The organism is Candidatus Moranella endobia PCIT, assembly GCF_000219175.1.
Classification (GTDB): Bacteria; Pseudomonadota; Gammaproteobacteria; order Enterobacterales; family Enterobacteriaceae; genus Moranella; species Moranella endobia.
In genome coordinates this window covers 483,508-503,763 of record NC_015735.1, presented here as the reverse complement: position 1 = coordinate 503,763, position 20,256 = coordinate 483,508, and the positions used below count along the sequence as shown (strand labels likewise).

The following is a 20,256-nucleotide window of genomic DNA, read 5'->3' as shown; positions in this document are numbered from 1 at the left end:
CTGTCTGAATTCTAGGAATACTAGCTATGTCTATCACTAAAGAACAAATTCTGGACGCGGTTGCAGAAATGTCCGTCATGGACGTGGTTGAAATGATATCCATGATGGAAAAAAAATTCGGGGTTTCCTCCGCTCCTGTGGTCGCAGTGACTGAAGTTGCTTCCGCTGAAGCGGCAGAAGAAAAAACTGAATTTGCCGTTGTGCTGAGTGCAATCGGGGCGAACAAAGTTGCTGTTATTAAAGCCCTGCGTGGAGCTACCGGTCTTGGCCTGAAAGAAGCCAAAGATACGGTTGAATCCGCACCTGTAACTCTTAAAGAAGGGGTGAGCAAAGATGATGCTGACGCACTGAAGAGAACTCTGGAAGACGCAGGTGCTGCAGTGGAAGTGAAATAACTTAATCTTATAAGTTGCAGCCTGAATTAGGCTGATGGCTGGTGGCCAAAAGCTACCAGCCTTTTTTGCGCTGTAGGGGATCATTGGTGTTGCTAATCCGTTCACTACTGATAAACTATTAAATTTTATCCCCTCGCCGACTACTGCCTCGGCTACCTAGTTTCACTGTTTAACTAGTTAAGTAAAGTGCCTTGCGGAGATCATAGTGTTGCATGTACTGTTACTGTCCTAGTATATGGTAGCCGTGGTCTATTGATCAGCTAGCTGAGGAACCATATGGTTTACTCCTATACCGAAAAAAAACGCATTCGTAAGGATTTTGGCAAACGTCCGCAAGTTTTAGACGTTCCCTATCTCCTCTCCATCCAGCTAGACTCTTTTAAGAAGTTTATCGAGCAAGACCCGGAAGGTCAGTACGGGCTGGAAGCAGCTTTTCGTTCCATATTTCCAGTACAGAGCTACAGCGGCAACGCTGCATTGCAATATGTGAGTTATCGTCTTGGCGAGCCTGTTTTTGATGTTAAAGAGTGCCAGATTCGTGGGATAACGTTTTCCGTACCGCTGCGCGTGAAGTTACGCCTTATCACTTTTGATCGCGAAGCACCGGCTGGTACGGTACAAGATATCAAGGAGCAGGAAGTCTACATGGGCGAAATACCGTTCATGACTGACAATGGTACCTTTGTCATCAACGGCACCGAACGTGTGATTGTTTCCCAGCTACACCGTAGCCCCGGCGTATTTTTTGACAGCGACAAGGGTAAAACACACTCCTCTGGTAAAGTACTTTACAATGCCCGTATTATTCCTTACCGAGGATCTTGGTTGGATTTTGAATTCGACCCTAAGGACCATTTATTCGTCCGTATAGACCGCCGCCGAAAATTTCCGGCGACCATTATTCTGCGAGCGCTTAATTATAGTACTAGCCAGATCTTGGATACGTTCTTCGAGAAAGTAGTCTACGAAATTTACCATAAAAAGCTGCAGATGGAGCTTATACCTGAGCGCTTACGTGGTGAAACAGCATCATTTGATATTACTGCCAACGGCACCGTTTATGTTGAAAAAGGACGCTGTATAACCACACGCCATATTCGTCAATTAGAACAAGATCACGTCAATAAGATCGTAGTGCCGGCCGAATACATTGTTGGCAAAGTGGTAGCAAAAGATTACATAGATGAAAACACGGGTGAAATTATCGTGCCAGCAAATATGGCACTGAATCTAGATCTTTTGGCTAAACTGATGCAATTGGGTTTCAAGCGTATTGAGACTCTGTTCACTAACGATCTTGACCACGGCGCCTATATTTCAGAAACATTGCGCATTGATCAAACCAACGATCGCCTGAGTGCGTTGGTGGAAATATACCGTGTGATGCGGCCAGGCGAGCCACCTACTCGCGAAACTGCCGAGCATTTATTTGACAATCTATTCTTCTCGGACGATCGTTACGATCTTTCTGCAGTAGGACGGATGAAATTCAACCGTTCGCTGCTACGTGAAAATATCGAAGGTTCTGGCATCCTTAGTCAGGACGATATTATTGACGTAATGAAAAAACTCATCGATATCCGCAACGGTAAAGGTGAAGTCGACGATATTGACCACTTGGGTAATCGCCGCATCCGTTCCGTGGGAGAAATGGCGGAAAACCAATTCCGAGTTGGTCTGGTGCGCGTGGAGCGCGCGGTAAAAGAGCGTCTGTCTTTAGGAGATATAGATACTTTACTGCCGCAGGACATAATCAACGCCAAACCTATTTCAGCTGCGGTGAAAGAGTTTTTTGGTTCCAGCCAGCTGTCGCAGTTTATGGATCAGAATAACCCACTTTCCGAAATTACCCACAAGCGCCGCATCTCCGCGCTAGGTCCGGGCGGTCTAACCCGTGAGCGTGCAGGATTTGAAGTGCGCGACGTGCATCCAACCCATTACGGCCGAGTGTGTCCCATAGAAACACCAGAAGGGCCGAACATAGGTCTTATCAACTCGCTCTCCGTATATGCACAGACTAACGAATACGGTTTCCTTGAAACTCCCTATCGACGTGTGCTGAAAGGTGTGGTAACAGACGAAATCAATTATCTTTCTGCGATTGAAGAAGGCAATTTCGTTATCGCGCAGGCTAATACCAACCTTGGCGAAGATGGTCGTTTTGTCGATGATTTGGTGACCTGCCGCAGCCGGGGCGAATCTAGCTTGTTTAACCGTGATCAGATTGATTATATGGACGTATCAACCCAGCAGGTGGTATCGGTCGGCGCATCACTGATTCCATTCCTGGAGCACGACGACGCCAACCGAGCATTGATGGGTGCGAATATGCAGCGTCAGGCGATACCAACTATACGTGCTGAAAAGCCGCTAGTCGGTACCGGTATGGAGCGAGCGGTGGCAGTTGATTCCGGCGTCACTGCCGTGGCTAAAAGAGGAGGAACGGTACAGTACGTGGACGCCTCACGTATCATAATTAACGTTAATCCGGATGAAATGTATCCGGGAGAAGCCGGCATTGATATTTACAATCTGACCAAATACATTCGTTCCAACCAGAACACTTGTATAAACCAGAAACCTTGCGTTTCATTGGATGAGCAAGTTGAACGCGGTGACGTGCTAGCAGACGGTCCGTCAACAGATCTTGGTGAGCTGGCGCTAGGTCAGAATATGCGCATCGCTTTTATGCCATGGAACGGTTATAACTTTGAAGACTCGATGTTGGTCTCGGAGCGCGTAGTACAGGACGATCTGTTCACCACCATCCATATTCAGGAACTGGCATGCGTATCAAGAGATACTAAGCTTGGGCCGGAGGAGATTACAGCAGATATTCCTAACGTTGGTGAAGCTGCTCTCTCCAAACTAGATAAGTCCGGTATAGTTTATATAGGTGCGGAAGTTACCGGCTGTGATATTCTGGTAGGTAAGGTAACACCAAAAGGTGAAACCCAGCTGACGCCAGAAGAGAAACTATTGCGCGCCATCTTTGGTGAAAAAGCCTCCGACGTTAAAGACTCTTCACTACGCGTGCCGAACGGCGTTTACGGTACTGTTATTGATGTGCAGGTGTTTACCCGCGATGGCATAGAAAAAGACAAGCGGGCATTAGAAATAGAGAATATGCAGCTAAAACAGGCCAAAAAAGACTTGACCGAAGAATTACAAATATTTGAAGCCGGCCTGTTTGCCCGTATTCACGATGTTCTGATTTCCGGCGGCATCGAAACGGATAAGCTGGACAACCTAACCCATGATCACTGGCTTGAACTGAAACTAGCAGATGAAGATAAGCAGAATCAGCTCGAACAGCTCGCAGCGCAATATGAAGCTCTTAAGTACGATTTCGAGAAGAAGCTGGAAGCCAAAAGCCGTAAGATCACCCAGGGTGATGATTTAGCCCCTGGCGTGCTGAAAATAGTCAAGGTGTACCTAGCGGTTAAACGTCAAATTCAGCCGGGCGACAAAATGGCTGGTCGTCATGGTAACAAGGGCGTTATCTCCAAGATCAATCCGATCGAAGATATGCCGTACGATGAAAACGGCGTACCGGTGGATATCGTTCTGAACCCCCTGGGGGTACCATCGCGTATGAACATTGGCCAGATTCTGGAAACCCATTTGGGTATGGCAGCCAAAGGTATTGGCGATCAGATCAATACTATGCTCAAGCAGCAAACAGAAGTTGCTAAACTGCGTGATTTTATCCAGAAGGCCTATAATTTAGGTGACAACTTGCGCCAGACGGTGGATCTCAACACATTCTCCGATGAAGAAGTGTTGCGTCTAGCAGAAAATTTGAAGAAAGGTATGCCTATATCAACGCCAGTGTTTGATGGGGCTAAAGAGAAAGAAATAAAGGAGCTTCTGCAGTTCAGTGGCTTGCTGACCTCAGGTCAGATAACGTTGTTTGATGGTCGTACCGGAGAACAATTCGAACGCCAGGTTACTGTAGGTTATATGTACATGCTGAAACTTAACCATCTGGTTGATGACAAGATGCATGCGCGTTCCACCGGCTCGTACAGTATGGTTACCCAGCAGCCGCTAGGGGGGAAAGCTCAGTTCGGTGGCCAACGCTTCGGTGAGATGGAAGTTTGGGCGCTGGAAGCCTACGGCGCGGCGTACACCTTGCAGGAAATGCTTACCGTTAAGTCGGATGATGTTAACGGTCGTACCAAGATGTACAAAAACATTGTTGATGGTAATCACATGATGGAACCAGGGATGCCGGAATCTTTTAACGTCTTACTAAAAGAAATCCGCTCGCTGGGCATCAATATCGAGCTGGAAGAACACTAATGTTCTGCATCGGGGCGATTTACAATGTTAATAATGTTAATTAGGGCGAATGAGCTTTTAGGTGTGTAACATTTCCCACTCCGACAGGAGCTAATTAGTGAAAGATTTACTTAAATTTCTTACAGCACAAATTAAAAACGAAGAGTTTGATGCGCTCAAAATTACGCTGGCTTCGCCAGATATGATCCGTTCTTGGTCTTTCGGTGAAGTTAAAAAGCCTGAAACCATTAACTACCGTACCTTTAAACCGGAGCGAGATGGTCTTTTCTGCGCACGTATTTTCGGACCAGTGAAAGACTATGAATGCCTATGCGGTAAATACAAGCGCTTGAAACACCGCGGCGTAATCTGTGAGAAGTGTGGCGTTGAAGTTACACAAATCAAGGTTCGTCGTGAACGTATGGGTCATATAGAGCTCGCCGCGCCCACCGCCCACATCTGGTTTTTAAAATCGCTACCGTCTCGTATCGGCTTACTACTAGATATGCCGCTACGAGATATCGAACGCGTGCTATATTTTGAATACTATGTTGTAGTTGAAGGCGGCATGACCAACCTTGCGCCCCATCAGATTCTTACTGAAGAGCAATATCTTGACGCGCTGGAAGAATTTGGTGACGAATTTGAAGCCAAAATGGGTGCTGAAGCGATCCAATCGCTGTTAAAAAATATTGATTTAGAGCATGAATGCAAGCAGTTATACGAAGAGTTGGCAGAAACCAATTCAGAAACCAAACATAAAAAGCTGACCAAGCGCATCAAGCTGATGGAAGCATTTTTGCAAAGCGGCAATAAGCCTGAGTGGATGATCTTCACCGTTTTACCAGTATTGCCGCCAGATTTACGTCCGCTGGTCCCACTGGATGGCGGCCGATTTGCCACTTCTGATCTGAACGATCTGTATCGCCGGGTGATCAATCGTAACAACCGTTTGAAGCGCCTACTGGATCTGGCGGCACCGGATATCATTGTTCGCAACGAAAAGCGTATGTTGCAAGAAGCAGTAGACGCGTTGCTAGATAACGGTCGGCGCGGACGCGCTATTACCGGTTCAAACAAGCGTCCGCTTAAATCTCTTGCCGACATGATTAAAGGTAAGCAAGGTCGTTTTCGTCAAAACCTACTAGGTAAACGCGTCGACTACTCCGGCCGCTCGGTGATTACCGTTGGTCCTTACCTACGTCTGCATCAGTGCGGTCTGCCGAAAAAAATGGCGCTTGAGCTTTTCAAACCATTCATTTACGGCAAACTTGAACTGCGTGGCTTTGCCACGACGATCAAAGCCGCCAAGAAAATGGTGGAACGCGAAGAAGCCGTGGTCTGGGATATCATGGACGAGGTGATCCGCGAACACCCGGTAATGCTGAACCGGGCGCCGACGCTGCACCGTCTCGGTATCCAGGCGTTTGAGCCGGTGCTAATTGAAGGTAAAGCCATTCAACTGCATCCGCTGGTGTGTGCTGCTTACAACGCCGATTTTGACGGTGACCAGATGGCGGTACATGTTCCACTTACACTAGAAGCCCAGTTGGAAGCTCGTGCACTTATGATGTCCACCAATAATATTCTGTCTCCGGCTAACGGCGAGCCTATTATCGTGCCGTCGCAGGACGTGGTGCTGGGTCTTTACTATATGACCAACGATCGCGTCAACAGCAAAGGCGAAGGTATGGTGTTAAACGGGCCAAAAGAAGCGGAGCGTATCTACCGTGCAGGATTAGCTAAGCTGCATGCCCGCGTTAAAGTACGTATCACCGAGCATGAGAACATTGATAACGGTGAATGGGTGGAAAACACCAGTCTGGTTGATACTACAGTCGGCCGCGCCATCTTGTGGATGATCGTGCCAAAGGGATTGCCATTCTCGCTAGTTAACCAGGTACTTGGCAAAAAAGCCATATCCAAGATGCTGAATACTTGCTATCGCGTGCTTGGTCTAAAGTCAACCGTAATTTTTGCCGACCAGATTATGTATACAGGTTTCACCTACGCTGCCCGTTCCGGCTCTTCTGTCGGTATCGATGATATGGTTATTCCTGAGAAGAAAGCCGAAATTATTGATGAAGCAGAATCAGAAGTGGCCGAGATCCAAGAGCAGTTTCAGTCAGGTCTGGTTACCGCTGGTGAACGCTATAACAAAGTGATAGATATATGGGCCGCTGCCAACGAGCGCGTTGCTAAGTCTATGATGGATAATCTTTCCACCGAAGCAGTTATTAACCGTGACGGCGAGGAAGAGCGGCAGTTATCTTTCAATAGCATCTTCATGATGGCTGACTCCGGTGCCCGTGGTTCGGCGGCGCAAATTCGCCAGCTAGCAGGTATGCGTGGTCTGATGGCTAAGCCAGATGGTTCGATTATAGAAACACCGATTACTGCAAACTTCCGGGAAGGTCTAAACGTCCTCCAGTACTTTATCTCCACCCACGGGGCACGTAAGGGTTTGGCGGATACGGCACTGAAAACCGCGAACTCAGGTTACCTAACTCGTCGCTTAGTTGATGTAGCGCAGGATCTGGTGGTGACTGAGGATGACTGTGGTACTTTTGCCGGTATTGTGATGACCCCGGTTATCGAAGGCGGAGATGTGAAAGAACCACTACGCGAACGCGTGCTTGGCCGCGTAACGGCAGAAGCAGTCCTAAAACCTGGTACTGCCGACCTTCTGATGGCGCGTAATACTCTATTACACGAGCATTGGTGTGACGTGCTAGAAGAAAACTCGGTTGATAGCGTCAAGGTGCGTTCAGTGGTGACCTGTAACACGGATTTTGGCGTTTGCGCCAACTGCTACGGCCGAGATTTAGCTAGGGGATATTTGGTGAACAAAGGCGAAGCTATCGGCGTTATAGCCGCGCAGTCCATCGGCGAGCCTGGAACGCAGCTTACTATGCGTACGTTCCATATCGGCGGTGCTGCGTCCCGTGCTGCTGCCGAATCCAGTATTCAAGTGAGAAACAAAGGTATCCTTAGGTTAAGCAACGCCAAGTTTGTAGTTAACGGCGGCGGCAAGCTAGTGATTACTTCACGTAATACCGAGTTGAAGCTAATTGACGAATTCAGCCGTACTAAAGAAAGTTATAAAGTGCCTTATGGTGCCGTGATGGCCAAAGGCGACGGTGCCGAGATAATTGGTGGAGAAACAGTGGCCAATTGGGATCCACATACCATGCCAGTAATCACGGAAGTAGACGGTTTCGTCCGCTTCACTGATATGATCGACGGACAGACCATTACCAGACAAACCGACGAACTGACTGGTTTATCCTCGATTGTGGTGCTGGATACCGCTGAACGTACCAGCGGCGGTAAAGAGCTGCGACCGGCGTTGCGTATTATAGATGCTAACGGCAAAGATGTGCGGTTGCCTGGAACAGATATACCAGCACAATATTTTCTTCCGGGTAAAACTATAGTTCAGTTGGAAGATGGCGCAAAAATCACCAGCGGCGATACGCTAGCGCGTTTACCGCAGGAAACTAGCGGTACCAAAGATATTACCGGTGGTCTTCCACGAGTTGCCGATCTATTTGAAGCCCGCCGCCCTAAAGAACCAGCAATTCTGGCAGAGAGAAGCGGTATTGTTACTTTTGGTAAAGAAACCAAAGGCAAACGCCGCCTAGTTATATCGCCAGTAGATGGTAGTGACACTTACGAAGAAATGATCCCAAAATGGCGGCAGCTAAACGTCTTTGAAGGTGAACTCGTAGAACGCGGTGATGTGATTTCCGATGGTCCGGAATCACCGCACGACATTCTTCGTCTACGTGGCGTGCATGCTGTAACCAGCTATATCATCCAAGAAGTCCAGGATGTTTACCGTCTGCAGGGTGTTAAGATCAACGATAAACACATCGAAGTTATTATTCGTCAGATGTTACGTAAAGCGACAATCACTAGCAGCGGCTGCTCTGAGTTTCTGGAAGGAGAACAGGCTGAATACTCTCGTATCAAGATAACTAACCGTAAGTTGGAACAAGAAGGTAAGGCAGAAATAACCTACATGCGCGATCTGCTAGGTATTACTAAAGCTTCGCTAGCAACTGAGTCGTTTATATCCGCCGCTTCATTCCAGGAAACAACTCGCGTGTTGACCGAAGCAGCCGTAGCCGGTAAACGTGATGAGCTACGTGGTCTGAAGGAAAATGTGATCGTCGGCCGTTTAATTCCAGCCGGCACCGGCTACGCTTATCATCAGGAACGTACTCGTCATCGTCAGCAGGGCGAAGCGCAGATTACCGCTGAGGATGCTTATACAAATTTGTCTGAACTTCTGAACGCCGGCTTGAACGGCAAAACCAACTGATTGTCATTTGCTCGCGCGGAATGGTTGTTCGATTCCGCGCCATAGTAACGTAACCATAGATAGGCCAGCCGGCGGGCGCATCAACGGCCAATGGTCGCGCTCCCATGCTGCTGCGCTATGATAGATTGTAAGGCGTATATTGCCTGGCGCCAGTCTGGTGCGCTGGTAATAGCGCTTACCACTGCTACACTTCCCACCCCACACATCAGTACAGCCTCTACCTGTTCACAACTTATTCCCCCGATAGCAACGGTGGGAATTGGTGGCAGCTCTGTGACCAGCTGCTGCAACTGCTCCAGCCCTTGATAGTCAGAGGTCATTACTTTTGTAGTAGTTGGAAAGATATGACCGATTGCTATATAAGATGGCTGCCAAACCAGCGCGCGCACGATCTCTGTCTTGTCGTGGGCAGACAGACCAAGGCGCAAGCCAGCGTTGCGTATGGCGGTAGCGTCAGCGCTATACATATCATCCTGGCCAAGATGTACACCGTAAGCACCATAATGCATAGCTAGCTGCCAGTAATCGTTGATAAATACCCGGGCTTCATAGCGGCGACCTAGCATGACCGCCGCTTCGATCTCTGCCGCTACCTGCGGTTCTCTGAGTTTTTTTATGCGTAATTGTACTGTCTTGATGCCGGCATCAAGTATGCGCACCAGCCAAACCAACGAATCTACGACAGGATAAAGACCAATTCTTTGTGGCACTGGTGCACAGGTATGATTAGCGTTCATAACTCACAGCTATGTAAGCTTACTAGAAGCTTACTAATAGATATCACTGCCGCGTTCAAGAAACGCCGATGCCATACCAGACATGCCTTCTTCCATTGTCTGTTTCGCTTGCGCAGCGGCTTGATCGCGAATCTCATGCGAGATTTGCATCGAACAAAATTTCGGTCCGCACATGGAGCAAAAATGCACCATTTTACCAGCTGCCTGCGGCAGTGTTTCGTCATGAAAGGCTCGGGCAGTGTCAGGATCCAAAGCGAGATTGAACTGATCTTCCCAGCGAAATTCAAATCTCGCTTTCGACATGGCATTATCGCGCATTTGCGCGCTGGGGTGACCTTTGGCAATATCAGCGGCGTGGGCGGCTATTTTGTAGGTAATTAATCCCTGTTTGACATCTTCTTTCGAAGGTAAACCAAGATGTTCTTTCGGTGTAACGTAGCAAAGCATTGCGCAACCGTACCAACCGATAAGAGCAGCACCGATGCCTGAAGTGATATGGTCGTAGCCAGGCGCAATATCGGTGGTGATCGGACCGAGCGTATAAAAAGGTGCTTCATGGCAAGACGTTAGCTGTTCAGTCATATTGCGCCTAATCATCTGCATCGGCACATGTCCCGGTCCCTCTATCATCACCTGAACATCGTATTCCCAGGCGATTTTGGTAAGCTCGCCCAGAGTATAAAACTCGGCAAACTGCGCCTCATCGTTGGCATCTTGAATTGAACCTGGGCGTAACCCATCCCCCAAAGACAATGCCACATCATATGCGGCGCAAATTTGGCAAATTTCACGGAAATTGGTGTATAGGAAATTTTCCTGATGATGCGACAAGCACCATTTAGCCATAATGGAACCGCCACGCGATACAATCCCAGTCAGCCGCCGAGCGGTCATCGGCACATAGCGCAGTAGCACACCAGCATGTAGGGTTAAATAGTCTACTCCCTGTGCTGCCTGTTCTATTAGCGTGTCGCGGAACACATCCCAAGTTAGGTTGCTCGCTACACCATGTACTTTCTCAAGAGCCTGATACAGTGGAACAGTGCCGATTGGCACTGGGCTATTGCGCAAAATCCATTCACGAGTTTCATGAATATAACGACCGGTAGATAGATCCATCACTGTATCTGCGCCCCAGCGGGTCGGCCCAGACCAGCTTTTCTACTTCTTCCTCGATATAGGAGGTTATCGCCGAATTACCGATATTTGCGTTGACCTTGACTAAAAAATTGCGGCCGATGATCATCGGTTCTGCTTCTGGGTGGTTGATATTGGCGGGAATGATAGCGCGGCCAGCGGCAACTTCATTGCGCACGCATCTGCGCCAGCCCAGTGCGGACGTCAATAGGTACCATAAGATCACCATAAGGACCAGCGGTATCGTAGACCAGCACCGGATCATTATCCTTATACTGCGTCTTGCCGTTGTCAACTATTTTTGTTGGGCTGAGCTGGATTTCGCGCATCGGCACACGGACTGACGGGAGCGTACCCTGCAAATAAATGCGGCGTGATCTCGGAAAAGCATTGCCTGTTGTTAGGGTATCAATGAAATTCTTTGCCTGCGTGCGGCTGGTACGTCGTGAGATAGGAGGAGAAGATGATGACATAGCAAGTTCCTCAATAATCTTTAATCTTTGCTGATCAAACACTGCGGGAAATACTGGATAACACAGTACCGCCTATGCTTGGGCATAGGCGGTAAAGTAAAAACCTGGAGTACAGATGATAATATAAAACATACAGGAGCTGTTGCGAGTTCAGTGCGTGCTAGCGACCATCACTAAAGAGCTTCTTAACAGCTTAACCAGCAACCGCTGCTTAAGGCTACCTAAGTTTGGTGTTTAAATTTGGCTCCTCTGACTGGACTCGAACCAGTGACATACGGATTAACAGTCCGCCGTTCTACCAACTGAACTACAGAGGAATAAGCATAATAAATGAAAATAGTAATGGTAAATGAATATGTTGTCAACAAATAACAGCATTAAACAACAACATTGCAAAATTTTTTACCGCCTAATTATTGCTTTTAAGCTCCTATTAGTCATTGGCTTGTGAAGCAAGCACCTATAATTAAATTGTTTAAAATAGGCAGATTATGGAGTAGTTCAGTTGTCACTACACTAGAATAGTTAGTAATAGATTATTAATACTATGAAAATACTGCAAAACCGGGCATTATAGATAGCGATAGTTAACAGGAGAGATGCCGGAGTGGTTGAACGGGACGGTCTCGAAAACCGTTAAGGGAAGTATCCCTTCCAGGGTTCAAATCCCTGTCTCTCCGCCAACGTTAAGTGAAAAACATTACACTATTTCTTGAACGTTAAACACTTAGCAATGTACAACATATACTCCTAAAAATCATGGTTTTGCCATTTAGCCAAACACAGTTAGTTAAGAGATGCCAGAACAGAATAACTCAAGATTTTAGCCCATTTTGCTAGGCAATACTAAGGCGGTAGTTAAATTTTTCTTTGCAAAGAGATCTTTTTATGGCGAGTCTAATACAACAATTGCAAGAGCGGGACCTAATTGCCCAAATCACTGATGAACAGGCGTTAGCCGAGCAGTTGTCGGCAGGACCGATTGCTTTGTATTGTGGCTTCGATCCAACCGCCGATAGCTTGCATTTGGGACATTTGGTTCCCTTGCTTTGTCTGAAACGCTTCCAACTGGCCGGTCACCGGCCAGTGGTGCTCATAGGCGGCGCCACCGGACTGATCGGCGATCCAAGTTTCAAAGCGACCGAGCGTAAGCTAAATATCACGGATAACGTACAGGAATGGATGAGAAACATTGAACGCCAGGTATCGCTGTTCCTAGATTTTGGCAGCAGCGCCAACAGCGCCATCGCTGCCAATAACTATGACTGGTTTGAATCGATGAACTTGATAACATTCCTACTAAATATTGGTAAACATTTTTCAATCAATCAGATGATTAATAAAGCTTCGGTAAAGCAGCGGTTCTTCCGTGAAGATAGTGGTATCTCTTTTACCGAGTTTGCCTATAGTTTATTGCAAAGCTACGATTTTGCTTGCCTGTATAAACAATACGGTGTGAAACTGCAGATTGGTGGTTCTGACCAGTGGGGAAATATCACCTATGGTATCGATTTGACGCGCAGATTGCATCAACAAAAGGTTTATGGCTTGACCGTGCCGCTTATCACCAAAGCTGACGGCACAAAATTTGGTAAGACCGAGAGCGGCACGGTGTGGCTAGATGCTCGCAAAACTAGCCCCTATAAGTTCTATCAGTTCTGGATTAATACCGCCGACAGCGACGTGTACAACTTCTTGAAGCGTTTTACCTTCATGACAGTTTCAGCTATTGAGGCGCTAGAACGAGAGGATCGCGACCGATATAAATCGCCGCTGGCCCAGTATGTCTTGGCAGAAGAGGTAACTCGCATAGTACACGGCGAGCAAGGATTGGCAACGGCGAAGCGCATTACCGCCAGCCTGTTCACCGGCAAGCTAGCAGACCTAACCGAGGATGATTTAACCCAATTGGCCCAGGACGGCATGCCAACGTTAGTTATTGAGAGAGGGGCTAATTTACAGCAGGCGCTGGTAGCTACTGAGCTAGCTCAATCGCGCAGGCAGGCTCGTACCATGATCAGTTCCAACGCGGTGGCGGTAAACGGGGAAAAACAGGCAGATTTAGATTATGTTTTTAACGATGTTGATAGGTTATATGGCCGTTATACCTTGTTGCGTATTGGGAAGAAACACTACTATCTGCTCAACTGGCAATAATAAATTACTAGCTGTAAGCTAGTAATAATGGTTATTCAGATTAGAACTGTTATTGTACTAATCTACAGTGTACGGATTACGTATGTATGGATGGATGGTTAAATAAAATCCAAAGTGCCAACAAACTTATCCTTATCCAGGAAAGCTGCGGGAGAGAGCAAAATGACAACTTGCTTGTGCCAATAATATTATTAATGTCTTTAAAATAACGGGCGTTCTGAGTATAAAGTTACTAATAATGCTCTCTATGAGTTGAATTTATGTATGCCACAATGGTGCTGTTTGACCACCCGTTAAATGAAAAAATACGCACCTGGTTGCGTGCGGTTATAGTTCCTGCTACAGCAGCTCTACCGGTCTCAAGCATTAAGAGCAATCACTGACGTTTTTTCTTTTTTTAACCGATATGATCGATATTTTTGAAAGTGGTTCAATTTGTCTTTAAATGCTAACAGTTCATTGCCGGTCATAAAACCCGTTATGCTATCCGTTACCGCGAGAACGGCGTGGTACCAAACCACTTGTCGTTTGAATGGGTTGGTTGTTAAAAGCCAACCAATAACCAAGTAATTAGTATTATGAGCCACGATTATGATGATCAATGATATGGTTAATGTCACCGTCACCTGCCCAAACTGTGGCCAAACGGTAGAATGGAGTCAGAACAGCAAGTTCCGGCCGTTTTGCAGTAAACGCTGCCAATTAATCGATCTTAGCGAATGGGCGGAAGAGAAATAACTCATCCCCAGCAATCTGCACACATAAGTGGATATAAGCCAGGCCAGTATACGTCCGTATACTGTGGGTGTATAACGTCAACTGGCTAAACAGCTTATGAAAACGTTAGTTCGCACGCCAAACTACTGCCATGCATTCACCATTCACACATCGAAATCTGCCCAAACTGGCGCGTGATCTGACGGCTTGTTCATCGCGCGAACGGTATAATCGATACCAGTCGCTCGCATTAACGCAGCCAGCGGTCGTGAGGCCAGCAGTAGGTCAATGCGAAGACCGCGGTTTTCATTAAAACCGCGCGAACGATAGTTAAACCAGGAGTAGCGCTTATCCCCTAATGGATTGGCCTGGCGGTAAGTGTCTATCAATCCCCATGACAACAGACGTTCCATCCATACTCGCTCCTCGGGTAGAAAAGAACACTTACCGGTGCGAAGCCAGCGTTTACGACTCTCTTCGCTGATACCAAGGTCCAAATTTGTGGGGCTGATATTCATATCACCCATGATCAGTAACATAGATTCTCTCTGGTGATTTTGTTCGATATATTTCTGTATAGAGTGGTAAAAACGCTCTTTTGCCGTGAATTTAACTGGGTGAGAACGGTTTTCACCTTGGGGAAAGTAACCGTTCACCACAGTTAATAAGCCTTTAGGCGTGATTAAATCAGCCATGATAATTCTTCGCTGAGATTCGTTGCCGGCGGTATTAAAGCCACGGCGTATGGCGAACAGCTTTTCTCTGCTGAGCAATGCCACGCCGTATTGGCCTTTTTGGCCATAATAATAAGCATTATACCCTTGACGTGACAAGGCTTCTAGTGGAAACAGATCGTCATTGACTTTGGTTTCTTGCAGACCGATTAGGTCCGGCTGAAGTTTAGTAATAATCGCTTCCAGTTGATGGGGGCGAGCACGTATGCCATTGATATTGAATGAGACAACCTTCATTTTTATGGTTTCTGTCAGATAAAAGAGCCAAGCAAATTATTTGAAACCAATGCACCACAAAATATGCTAACTTGAACTGATCGTGGATCCCATTGCTCAGGTATATTATATAATAACTAAGTTGACGAGCAACTATTACTGGTTGACAGCTGGTCGGCAGCCGAGCTTATTCGGAGTAAGTATGAGTATTAAGTGTTAACTAGGAAAGTGGCATAAAATAAAACAAATAACACCTAAACTGGTAAAGCTTGACTGACAGATCTATAATCATTCATGGTCTGGTTAGGGTTCGGCATCGGTTAGCAGATGTAGCTGGTCTTGGCTACTTGATGCTTGATTACCATTTTGTAAAAAAATACCCGTGCAGGGGGGGGGAAGGTACCTTAAAACGAACGACGGTCTCAAGTAATGATTAGATAAACTAGTTGACGAAATCGCGACAATAATGTTTAATGCTGCCCGTTGCCCGGATAGCTCAGTTGGTAGAGCAGGGGACTGAAAATCCCCGTGTCCTTGGTTCAATTCCAAGTCCGGGCACCAACAGGTAATTAGATGCTGTTAGATGCTGAATGAAGACCCACAACTACAGGTAGTCTTGGCTTTTAGATTAGAAACAATAAAATGTGACCCTTCCAGCCCTTCGCTGTAGTCTACCGAACCTCCTAGCAAGTATTGTAAGCTCATCTGGTCGACTACTAGTGACACACCATGTTTCTCGATAAGCAAGTCATCTTCGTTCACCTTATCATCCAAGGTGAAACCATAGCGAAAACCGCTACAGCCGCCACCGGTAATGTAGACCCGCAATTTTAGAGTTGGATTATTTTCTGCCGCGATAAGTTTTTGGGCCTGGCTTGCTGCTGCATCGGTAAATTGTAATGCTGCCGTCTTAATCATAATAATCATTCTATGTTTTTTGTTTGGTGACTGCCTGGCTGACAGTATCTAAACCAGCGAGGCTATTATCAGTTACGGATAGTTTATTTTCAAGTAATGATTTGGTCAAAATCGCTGCTTGCTAATTATTTGGTAAGCATTACTCCCTGAGAGGAAAAGAGCAATTTTCCGCTACGGGTACTGGGCGATCTATACTACGGTATCACCATACGTTAAGCGTAATGCTCAAAATCCATTATTTTCACCTGCCATTGGGCGATGACTTGCTCGTACTGTTGCAGGTGGCGCTGATGTTTGGCTATACTAGTTGCACATGAATTGTGGACAGTTTATTTTGACTAATTTTACCTACCGTATTTAGTGAGGATGAATCTTCCGTTTAAACAGCTATCATGCTAGGTAATTAGCCGTAGAACAATTGCTACTAGAAAATCATGCCGGTAAATGATAATAACCTGATTTGGATCGATCTAGAAATGACTGGGCTTGATCCCGAGCGTGATCGCATTATTGAAATCGCTACGCTTGTAACCGACCCTAATCTTGTTATTCTGACAGAAGGTCCAGTACTGGCCATACATCAACCAGAAGCGAAGTTGGCACTGATGGATGAGTGGAATGTACGTACCCATACCACCAGCGGGTTAGTTGACCGGGTACGTCACAGCAAGCTGGATGAAAATGCTGCAGTTGCGCAAACGCTGGCATTTTTAAGAGAATGGGTACCTGCCGGTAAATCGCCTATTTGTGGCAACAGTATCGGCCAGGATCGTCGCTTTTTGTTTTGTTATATGCCGGCGCTGGAAGCTTATTTCCACTACCGTTATCTTGATGTTAGTACGCTAAAAGAACTGGTACGCCGATGGAAACCAGAAATCTTGGTCGGACTAAAGAAAAAAAATAATCATCGGGCGCTGGATGATCTACGAGAATCAGTAGCAGAACTGGCTTATTATCGTGCAAATTTTATTCGTGTGTAGTCGATAAACAGTAAAATATTTCCGGTGTGGTTATTATTTTTTGGCTAGACTTAAGATTTACATATTTTTTTACTTTTACTATGGTGATACACCTATCCATACCTGATATAGGATTAATTGCATCATTTAACAGCTCCCACCGAGAGCGAGGATGCGGCAATGGCAAAATAGTTTGGCTCTTACTTAACCCAGGTGTCGCGTAGTCCTACGGTGCGGTTGAAAACCGGATTGGATGGGCTAAAATAGCGGCAGTCTGCGCAAAAATATCCCTCGCGTTCAAACTGAACTGGTTCACTAGTATTGGCTGCCGGTACACTAGCTTCTACAAAACCATGACGGATGACTAACGAATGCGGGTTCAGCGTAGAAAACAGATCTTCTGCCACCGCTGGAGTTGCAATGCTAAACAATCGTTCATAGAGCCGAAACTCGGCAGCGACGCAATTGGTGGCTGATACCCAATGGATTATACCTTTTACCTTACGACCGTTAGCGGGAGCTTTACCTAGCGTATCGGGATCGTGGCGGCAGAAGATAGCAGTAATTTTGCCTTGGGAGTCTTGCTCAATACGTTCAGCTTTAATCACATAGGCATATCGCAAGCGGACTTCCTGACCTAGCACCAGGCGCTTGTATTGCTTGTTGTTAGCTTTTTCACTGAAGTCGGCATGATCGATAAAGATTTCGCGGCTGAAGGCAACTTGCCGGTTACCCATTTCTGGCTTGTGGGGATGGTTTGGCATGGCAAGATATTGTTCATACCCCACTGGCCAGCTTTCTATCACTAACCGTACGGGATTGATCACCGCCATTGCGCGCTGCGCGTGCTCGTTCAGTTCTGCGCGAATACATGCTTCCAAGGCAGTAATTTCCACATTATTATCTTGCTTAGTCACACCAATGCGTCGGCAAAATTCACGAATTGAGGTTGCCGTATAGCCACGTCGTCGCAGGCCTGAAATTGTTGGCATCCGCGGATCGTCCCAACCATCGACGATTTTTGCCTTTACCAGCATATTTAGCTTGCGCTTGGACATGATGGAGTATTCTAGATTCAGCCGGGAAAATTCATATTGTCTTGGATGCACATTAATGGTGATGTTATCTAGCACCCAATCATACAGCCGGCGATTATCCTGAAACTCTAGCGTGCATAACGAGTGGGTAATGCCTTCCATAGCATCTGAGATGCAGTGGGTAAAGTCATACATCGGGTAAATACACCATTTTTTGCCGGTATGATAATGATCCGCGAATTTTATTCGATATAAAATTGGGTCTCGCATCACCATACAAGGTGAAGCCATATCGATTTTAGCACGTAGGCAGGCGCTGCCTTCTGCTAGTTCTCCGGTTCGCATTTTGGCAAATAGCTCCAAATTTTCTTTTACGCTCCGATCACGATAAGGGCTATTTGTACCTTGGCGCGTGAGTGTACCGCGCTGCTCGCGTATTTCTTCCGTCGATAGCTGGTCGACATAGGCGAGCCGTTTTTCAATCAGCTCAAGCGCATAATCATGCAGCTTATCGAAATAATCTGAGGAGTAGTGCACATCACCGCTCCAGTTAAAACCTAACCACTGCACGTCATACTTGATAGATTCAACATATTCTATATGTTCCTTAACCGGATTAGTATCGTCAAAACGCAGATTGCATTGGCCCTGATAATCCTGGGCGATACCAAAATTTAGGCAAATTGATTTTGCATGGCCGATATGCAAATAGCCATTTGGCTCCGGTGGAAAACGGGTATGTACTGATTTGGTCTTACCAGAAGCTAGATCTTCGTCGATAATGTGACGAATAAAATTCTTTGGATGACCTTTGGCCTCCATCATATGGACATTCCGTCTTAGTATTATAACTTCCATGACATCGCAAGCACAAGTTTAGTGTACTGTTGGATGTATGTTTTGCGATCAGGTATCGTCGTCAACCATAAGCAGGTAATCAGCCCTGGTTGAAGGGAAAAATGTTGCTTTGCTGTTTGCTTGTTCCATTCAGATCATAACAGGTCATCAAACATTATCATAAACTGGTGGAGCTGGCGGGATTTGAACCCGCGTCCGTCATTTCTGCCCCTTCGGCGCTACATGCTTAGTCAAGTCTTTTAATTTGCTTGTTAGCTGCGGACTGACACACCACTAACAGACTAGCCTGCTTGTAGTATTTAACACTTCAGCCCCAGGCAAGACATCGGTGCGATCTCTTGTAGTGTTGACCTTTCTTGCTCCCCGTCCTAAGAGCTGAGGCTAGGGAGAAAGGGAATCTTCAGGTTATTAGACTGATTAAGCTGCTAATGCAACAGATTCGTATTGCGAGTCGTTTGCAATTACTTTTTGAGGCTTTTTTACGAGGCAAACCCCACCTCGGCATGCACCTTTAGTTTAGCAAATTTCGTCGAATCCAGTATTCAGCCCCAAGTAAGCTTTATTGTCGCACACTTACACAGGTGTAGGCAACATTATTATCTGCTAATATGCCTCATTAGGCGTGCTTTGTCGAGCTGCCATTCACGTTCCTTAATCTCTGTGCGTTTATCATGCTCTTTCTTACCTTTCGCAACGCCAATTTGCAATTTAACCCAAGTGTTTTTCCAATATAGTAATAGTGCAGTAATAGTATAACCTTTACGGTTTACTAGGCTACACAACGAATTAAGTTCATACTTATTCAATAACAGCTTACGGGTACGCATGGGGTTACAGACAACATGGGAAGAGGCCATTGTCAGTGGCTGGAAGTTAGCGCCTACAAGATAGGCGGCGCCATGACTGAGCAGCACATAGCTATCGCCGATGTTCGCCTTGCCGGCGCGCAGCGCCTTCACTTCCCATCCCTGCAGAGACAGTCCAGCTTCAAACTCCTGTTCAATAAAGTATTCGTGTCGAGCACGTTTGTTCTTCGCGATAACGGAACCTGGTTTTTGTTCTTTTTTCTTTGTCATACAAGTCTTGTACAGGTGATCCCAGTGAATAAATTTAGTATCTTATCAGCTTAGCCAGCGCCCCGCCCAACAAACTATAATCTACCATAGATTTATTGGACTGGCAGGCAGAATGGCACTTTACCTAATCATCAGCAAGCCGTCCATACCTGACCTGATAGGCAGATCATTTTCTTGCTCCAATGTAATTGATTCCCGCTAAGACCAACAATGTAACACCAATTATTGTCT

Annotated in this window: 10 protein-coding genes, 3 tRNA genes, 1 other RNA gene and 2 pseudogenes; 8 read left to right on the top strand and 8 right to left on the bottom strand. The window is 46.4% G+C overall.

Annotated features, from left to right (window positions below):
- Positions 1-26: 26 nt before the first annotated feature.
- The 3 genes from rplL to rpoC all read left to right on the top strand — a co-directional run bounded on the left by rplL (position 27) and on the right by rpoC (position 9,006).
- Complete coding sequence (gene rplL / locus MEPCIT_RS02205; RefSeq protein WP_013975804.1) at positions 27-395, top strand: 50S ribosomal protein L7/L12; 369 nt, start codon at positions 27-29, stop codon at positions 393-395.
- A 276-nt stretch (positions 396-671) separates the two neighbouring features.
- Positions 672-4,700 (top strand): DNA-directed RNA polymerase subunit beta, encoded by a 4,029-nt coding sequence (rpoB, locus tag MEPCIT_RS02200; RefSeq protein WP_013975803.1) that lies wholly within the window; start codon positions 672-674, stop codon positions 4,698-4,700.
- Between the two features lie 97 nt (positions 4,701-4,797).
- A complete protein-coding gene (gene rpoC, locus MEPCIT_RS02195; protein WP_013975802.1) occupies positions 4,798-9,006 on the top strand; it encodes a DNA-directed RNA polymerase subunit beta' in 4,209 nt (1,402 codons plus the stop codon).
- Positions 9,007-9,086: 80 nt separating this feature from the next.
- Here the strand turns inward: rpoC and thiE are convergent, their stop codons facing one another.
- The 3 genes and pseudogenes from thiE to MEPCIT_RS02180 form a co-directional block, all read right to left on the bottom strand.
- Complete coding sequence (thiE, locus tag MEPCIT_RS02190) at positions 9,087-9,743, bottom strand: thiamine phosphate synthase (protein ID WP_013975801.1); 657 nt, start codon at positions 9,741-9,743, stop codon at positions 9,087-9,089.
- 33 nt (positions 9,744-9,776) lie between these two features.
- Positions 9,777-11,353: pseudogene (gene thiC / locus MEPCIT_RS02185) on the bottom strand (phosphomethylpyrimidine synthase ThiC).
- Between the two features lie 241 nt (positions 11,354-11,594).
- Positions 11,595-11,670 (bottom strand) — tRNA-Asn (locus tag MEPCIT_RS02180).
- A gap of 276 nt (positions 11,671-11,946) precedes the next feature.
- Here MEPCIT_RS02180 and MEPCIT_RS02175 point away from each other — a divergent pair.
- The 3 genes and pseudogenes from MEPCIT_RS02175 to MEPCIT_RS02430 all read left to right on the top strand — a co-directional run.
- A tRNA-Ser gene (locus MEPCIT_RS02175) sits at positions 11,947-12,036 on the top strand.
- Between the two features lie 205 nt (positions 12,037-12,241).
- A complete protein-coding gene (tyrS, locus tag MEPCIT_RS02170; RefSeq protein WP_013975800.1) occupies positions 12,242-13,510 on the top strand; it encodes a tyrosine--tRNA ligase in 1,269 nt (422 codons plus the stop codon).
- A 594-nt stretch (positions 13,511-14,104) separates the two neighbouring features.
- Positions 14,105-14,245, top strand: a pseudogene (locus MEPCIT_RS02430) (DNA gyrase inhibitor YacG); the annotation flags it as partial.
- Positions 14,246-14,391: 146 nt separating this feature from the next.
- Here the strand turns inward: MEPCIT_RS02430 and xthA are convergent.
- On the bottom strand, positions 14,392-15,198 hold the full coding sequence (gene xthA / locus MEPCIT_RS02160) for an exodeoxyribonuclease III (RefSeq protein ID WP_013975799.1): 807 nt from the start codon (positions 15,196-15,198) through the stop codon (positions 14,392-14,394).
- Positions 15,199-15,662: 464 nt separating this feature from the next.
- Between xthA and MEPCIT_RS02155 the strand changes: the two genes are divergently transcribed.
- Positions 15,663-15,738: transfer RNA gene (locus MEPCIT_RS02155), tRNA-Phe, on the top strand.
- A gap of 18 nt (positions 15,739-15,756) precedes the next feature.
- On the opposite strand, the gene erpA is transcribed toward MEPCIT_RS02155, so the two are convergent.
- On the bottom strand, positions 15,757-16,095 hold the full coding sequence (erpA, locus tag MEPCIT_RS02150; protein ID WP_041186176.1) for an iron-sulfur cluster insertion protein ErpA: 339 nt from the start codon (positions 16,093-16,095) through the stop codon (positions 15,757-15,759).
- A 434-nt stretch (positions 16,096-16,529) separates the two neighbouring features.
- Between erpA and orn the strand changes: the two genes are divergently transcribed.
- Positions 16,530-17,075: an oligoribonuclease gene (orn, locus tag MEPCIT_RS02145; RefSeq protein WP_013975797.1), complete on the top strand. Its 546-nt coding sequence runs from the start codon at positions 16,530-16,532 to the stop codon at positions 17,073-17,075.
- A 179-nt stretch (positions 17,076-17,254) separates the two neighbouring features.
- On the opposite strand, the gene glnS is transcribed toward orn, so the two are convergent.
- From glnS to smpB, 3 genes are all read right to left on the bottom strand, one after another.
- Positions 17,255-18,916, bottom strand: a complete 1,662-nt coding sequence (glnS, locus tag MEPCIT_RS02140) for a glutamine--tRNA ligase (protein WP_013975796.1) — start codon at positions 18,914-18,916, stop codon at positions 17,255-17,257.
- Between the two features lie 198 nt (positions 18,917-19,114).
- Positions 19,115-19,499, bottom strand: a transfer-messenger RNA (tmRNA) gene (ssrA, locus tag MEPCIT_RS02425).
- 46 nt (positions 19,500-19,545) lie between these two features.
- Entirely contained in the window at positions 19,546-20,025 is a 480-nt protein-coding gene (gene smpB, locus MEPCIT_RS02135) for an SsrA-binding protein SmpB (protein WP_013975795.1), read from the bottom strand.
- Positions 20,026-20,256: the final 231 nt, after the last annotated feature.

Excerpts from the sequence above, each read along its gene's own strand:
- rplL (WP_013975804.1), top strand. The coding sequence starts at position 27 with ATGTCTATCACTAAAGAACAAATTCTGGACGCGGTTGCAGAAATGTCC.
- rpoB (WP_013975803.1), top strand. The coding sequence starts at position 672 with ATGGTTTACTCCTATACCGAAAAAAAACGCATTCGTAAGGATTTTGGC.
- thiE (WP_013975801.1), bottom strand. The coding sequence starts at position 9,743 with ATGAACGCTAATCATACCTGTGCACCAGTGCCACAAAGAATTGGTCTT.
- tyrS (WP_013975800.1), top strand. The coding sequence starts at position 12,242 with ATGGCGAGTCTAATACAACAATTGCAAGAGCGGGACCTAATTGCCCAA.
- xthA (WP_013975799.1), bottom strand. The coding sequence starts at position 15,198 with ATGAAGGTTGTCTCATTCAATATCAATGGCATACGTGCTCGCCCCCAT.
- erpA (WP_041186176.1), bottom strand. The coding sequence starts at position 16,095 with ATGATTAAGACGGCAGCATTACAATTTACCGATGCAGCAGCAAGCCAG.
- orn (WP_013975797.1), top strand. The coding sequence starts at position 16,530 with ATGCCGGTAAATGATAATAACCTGATTTGGATCGATCTAGAAATGACT.
- glnS (WP_013975796.1), bottom strand. The coding sequence starts at position 18,916 with ATGATGGAGGCCAAAGGTCATCCAAAGAATTTTATTCGTCACATTATC.
- smpB (WP_013975795.1), bottom strand. The coding sequence starts at position 20,025 with ATGACAAAGAAAAAAGAACAAAAACCAGGTTCCGTTATCGCGAAGAAC.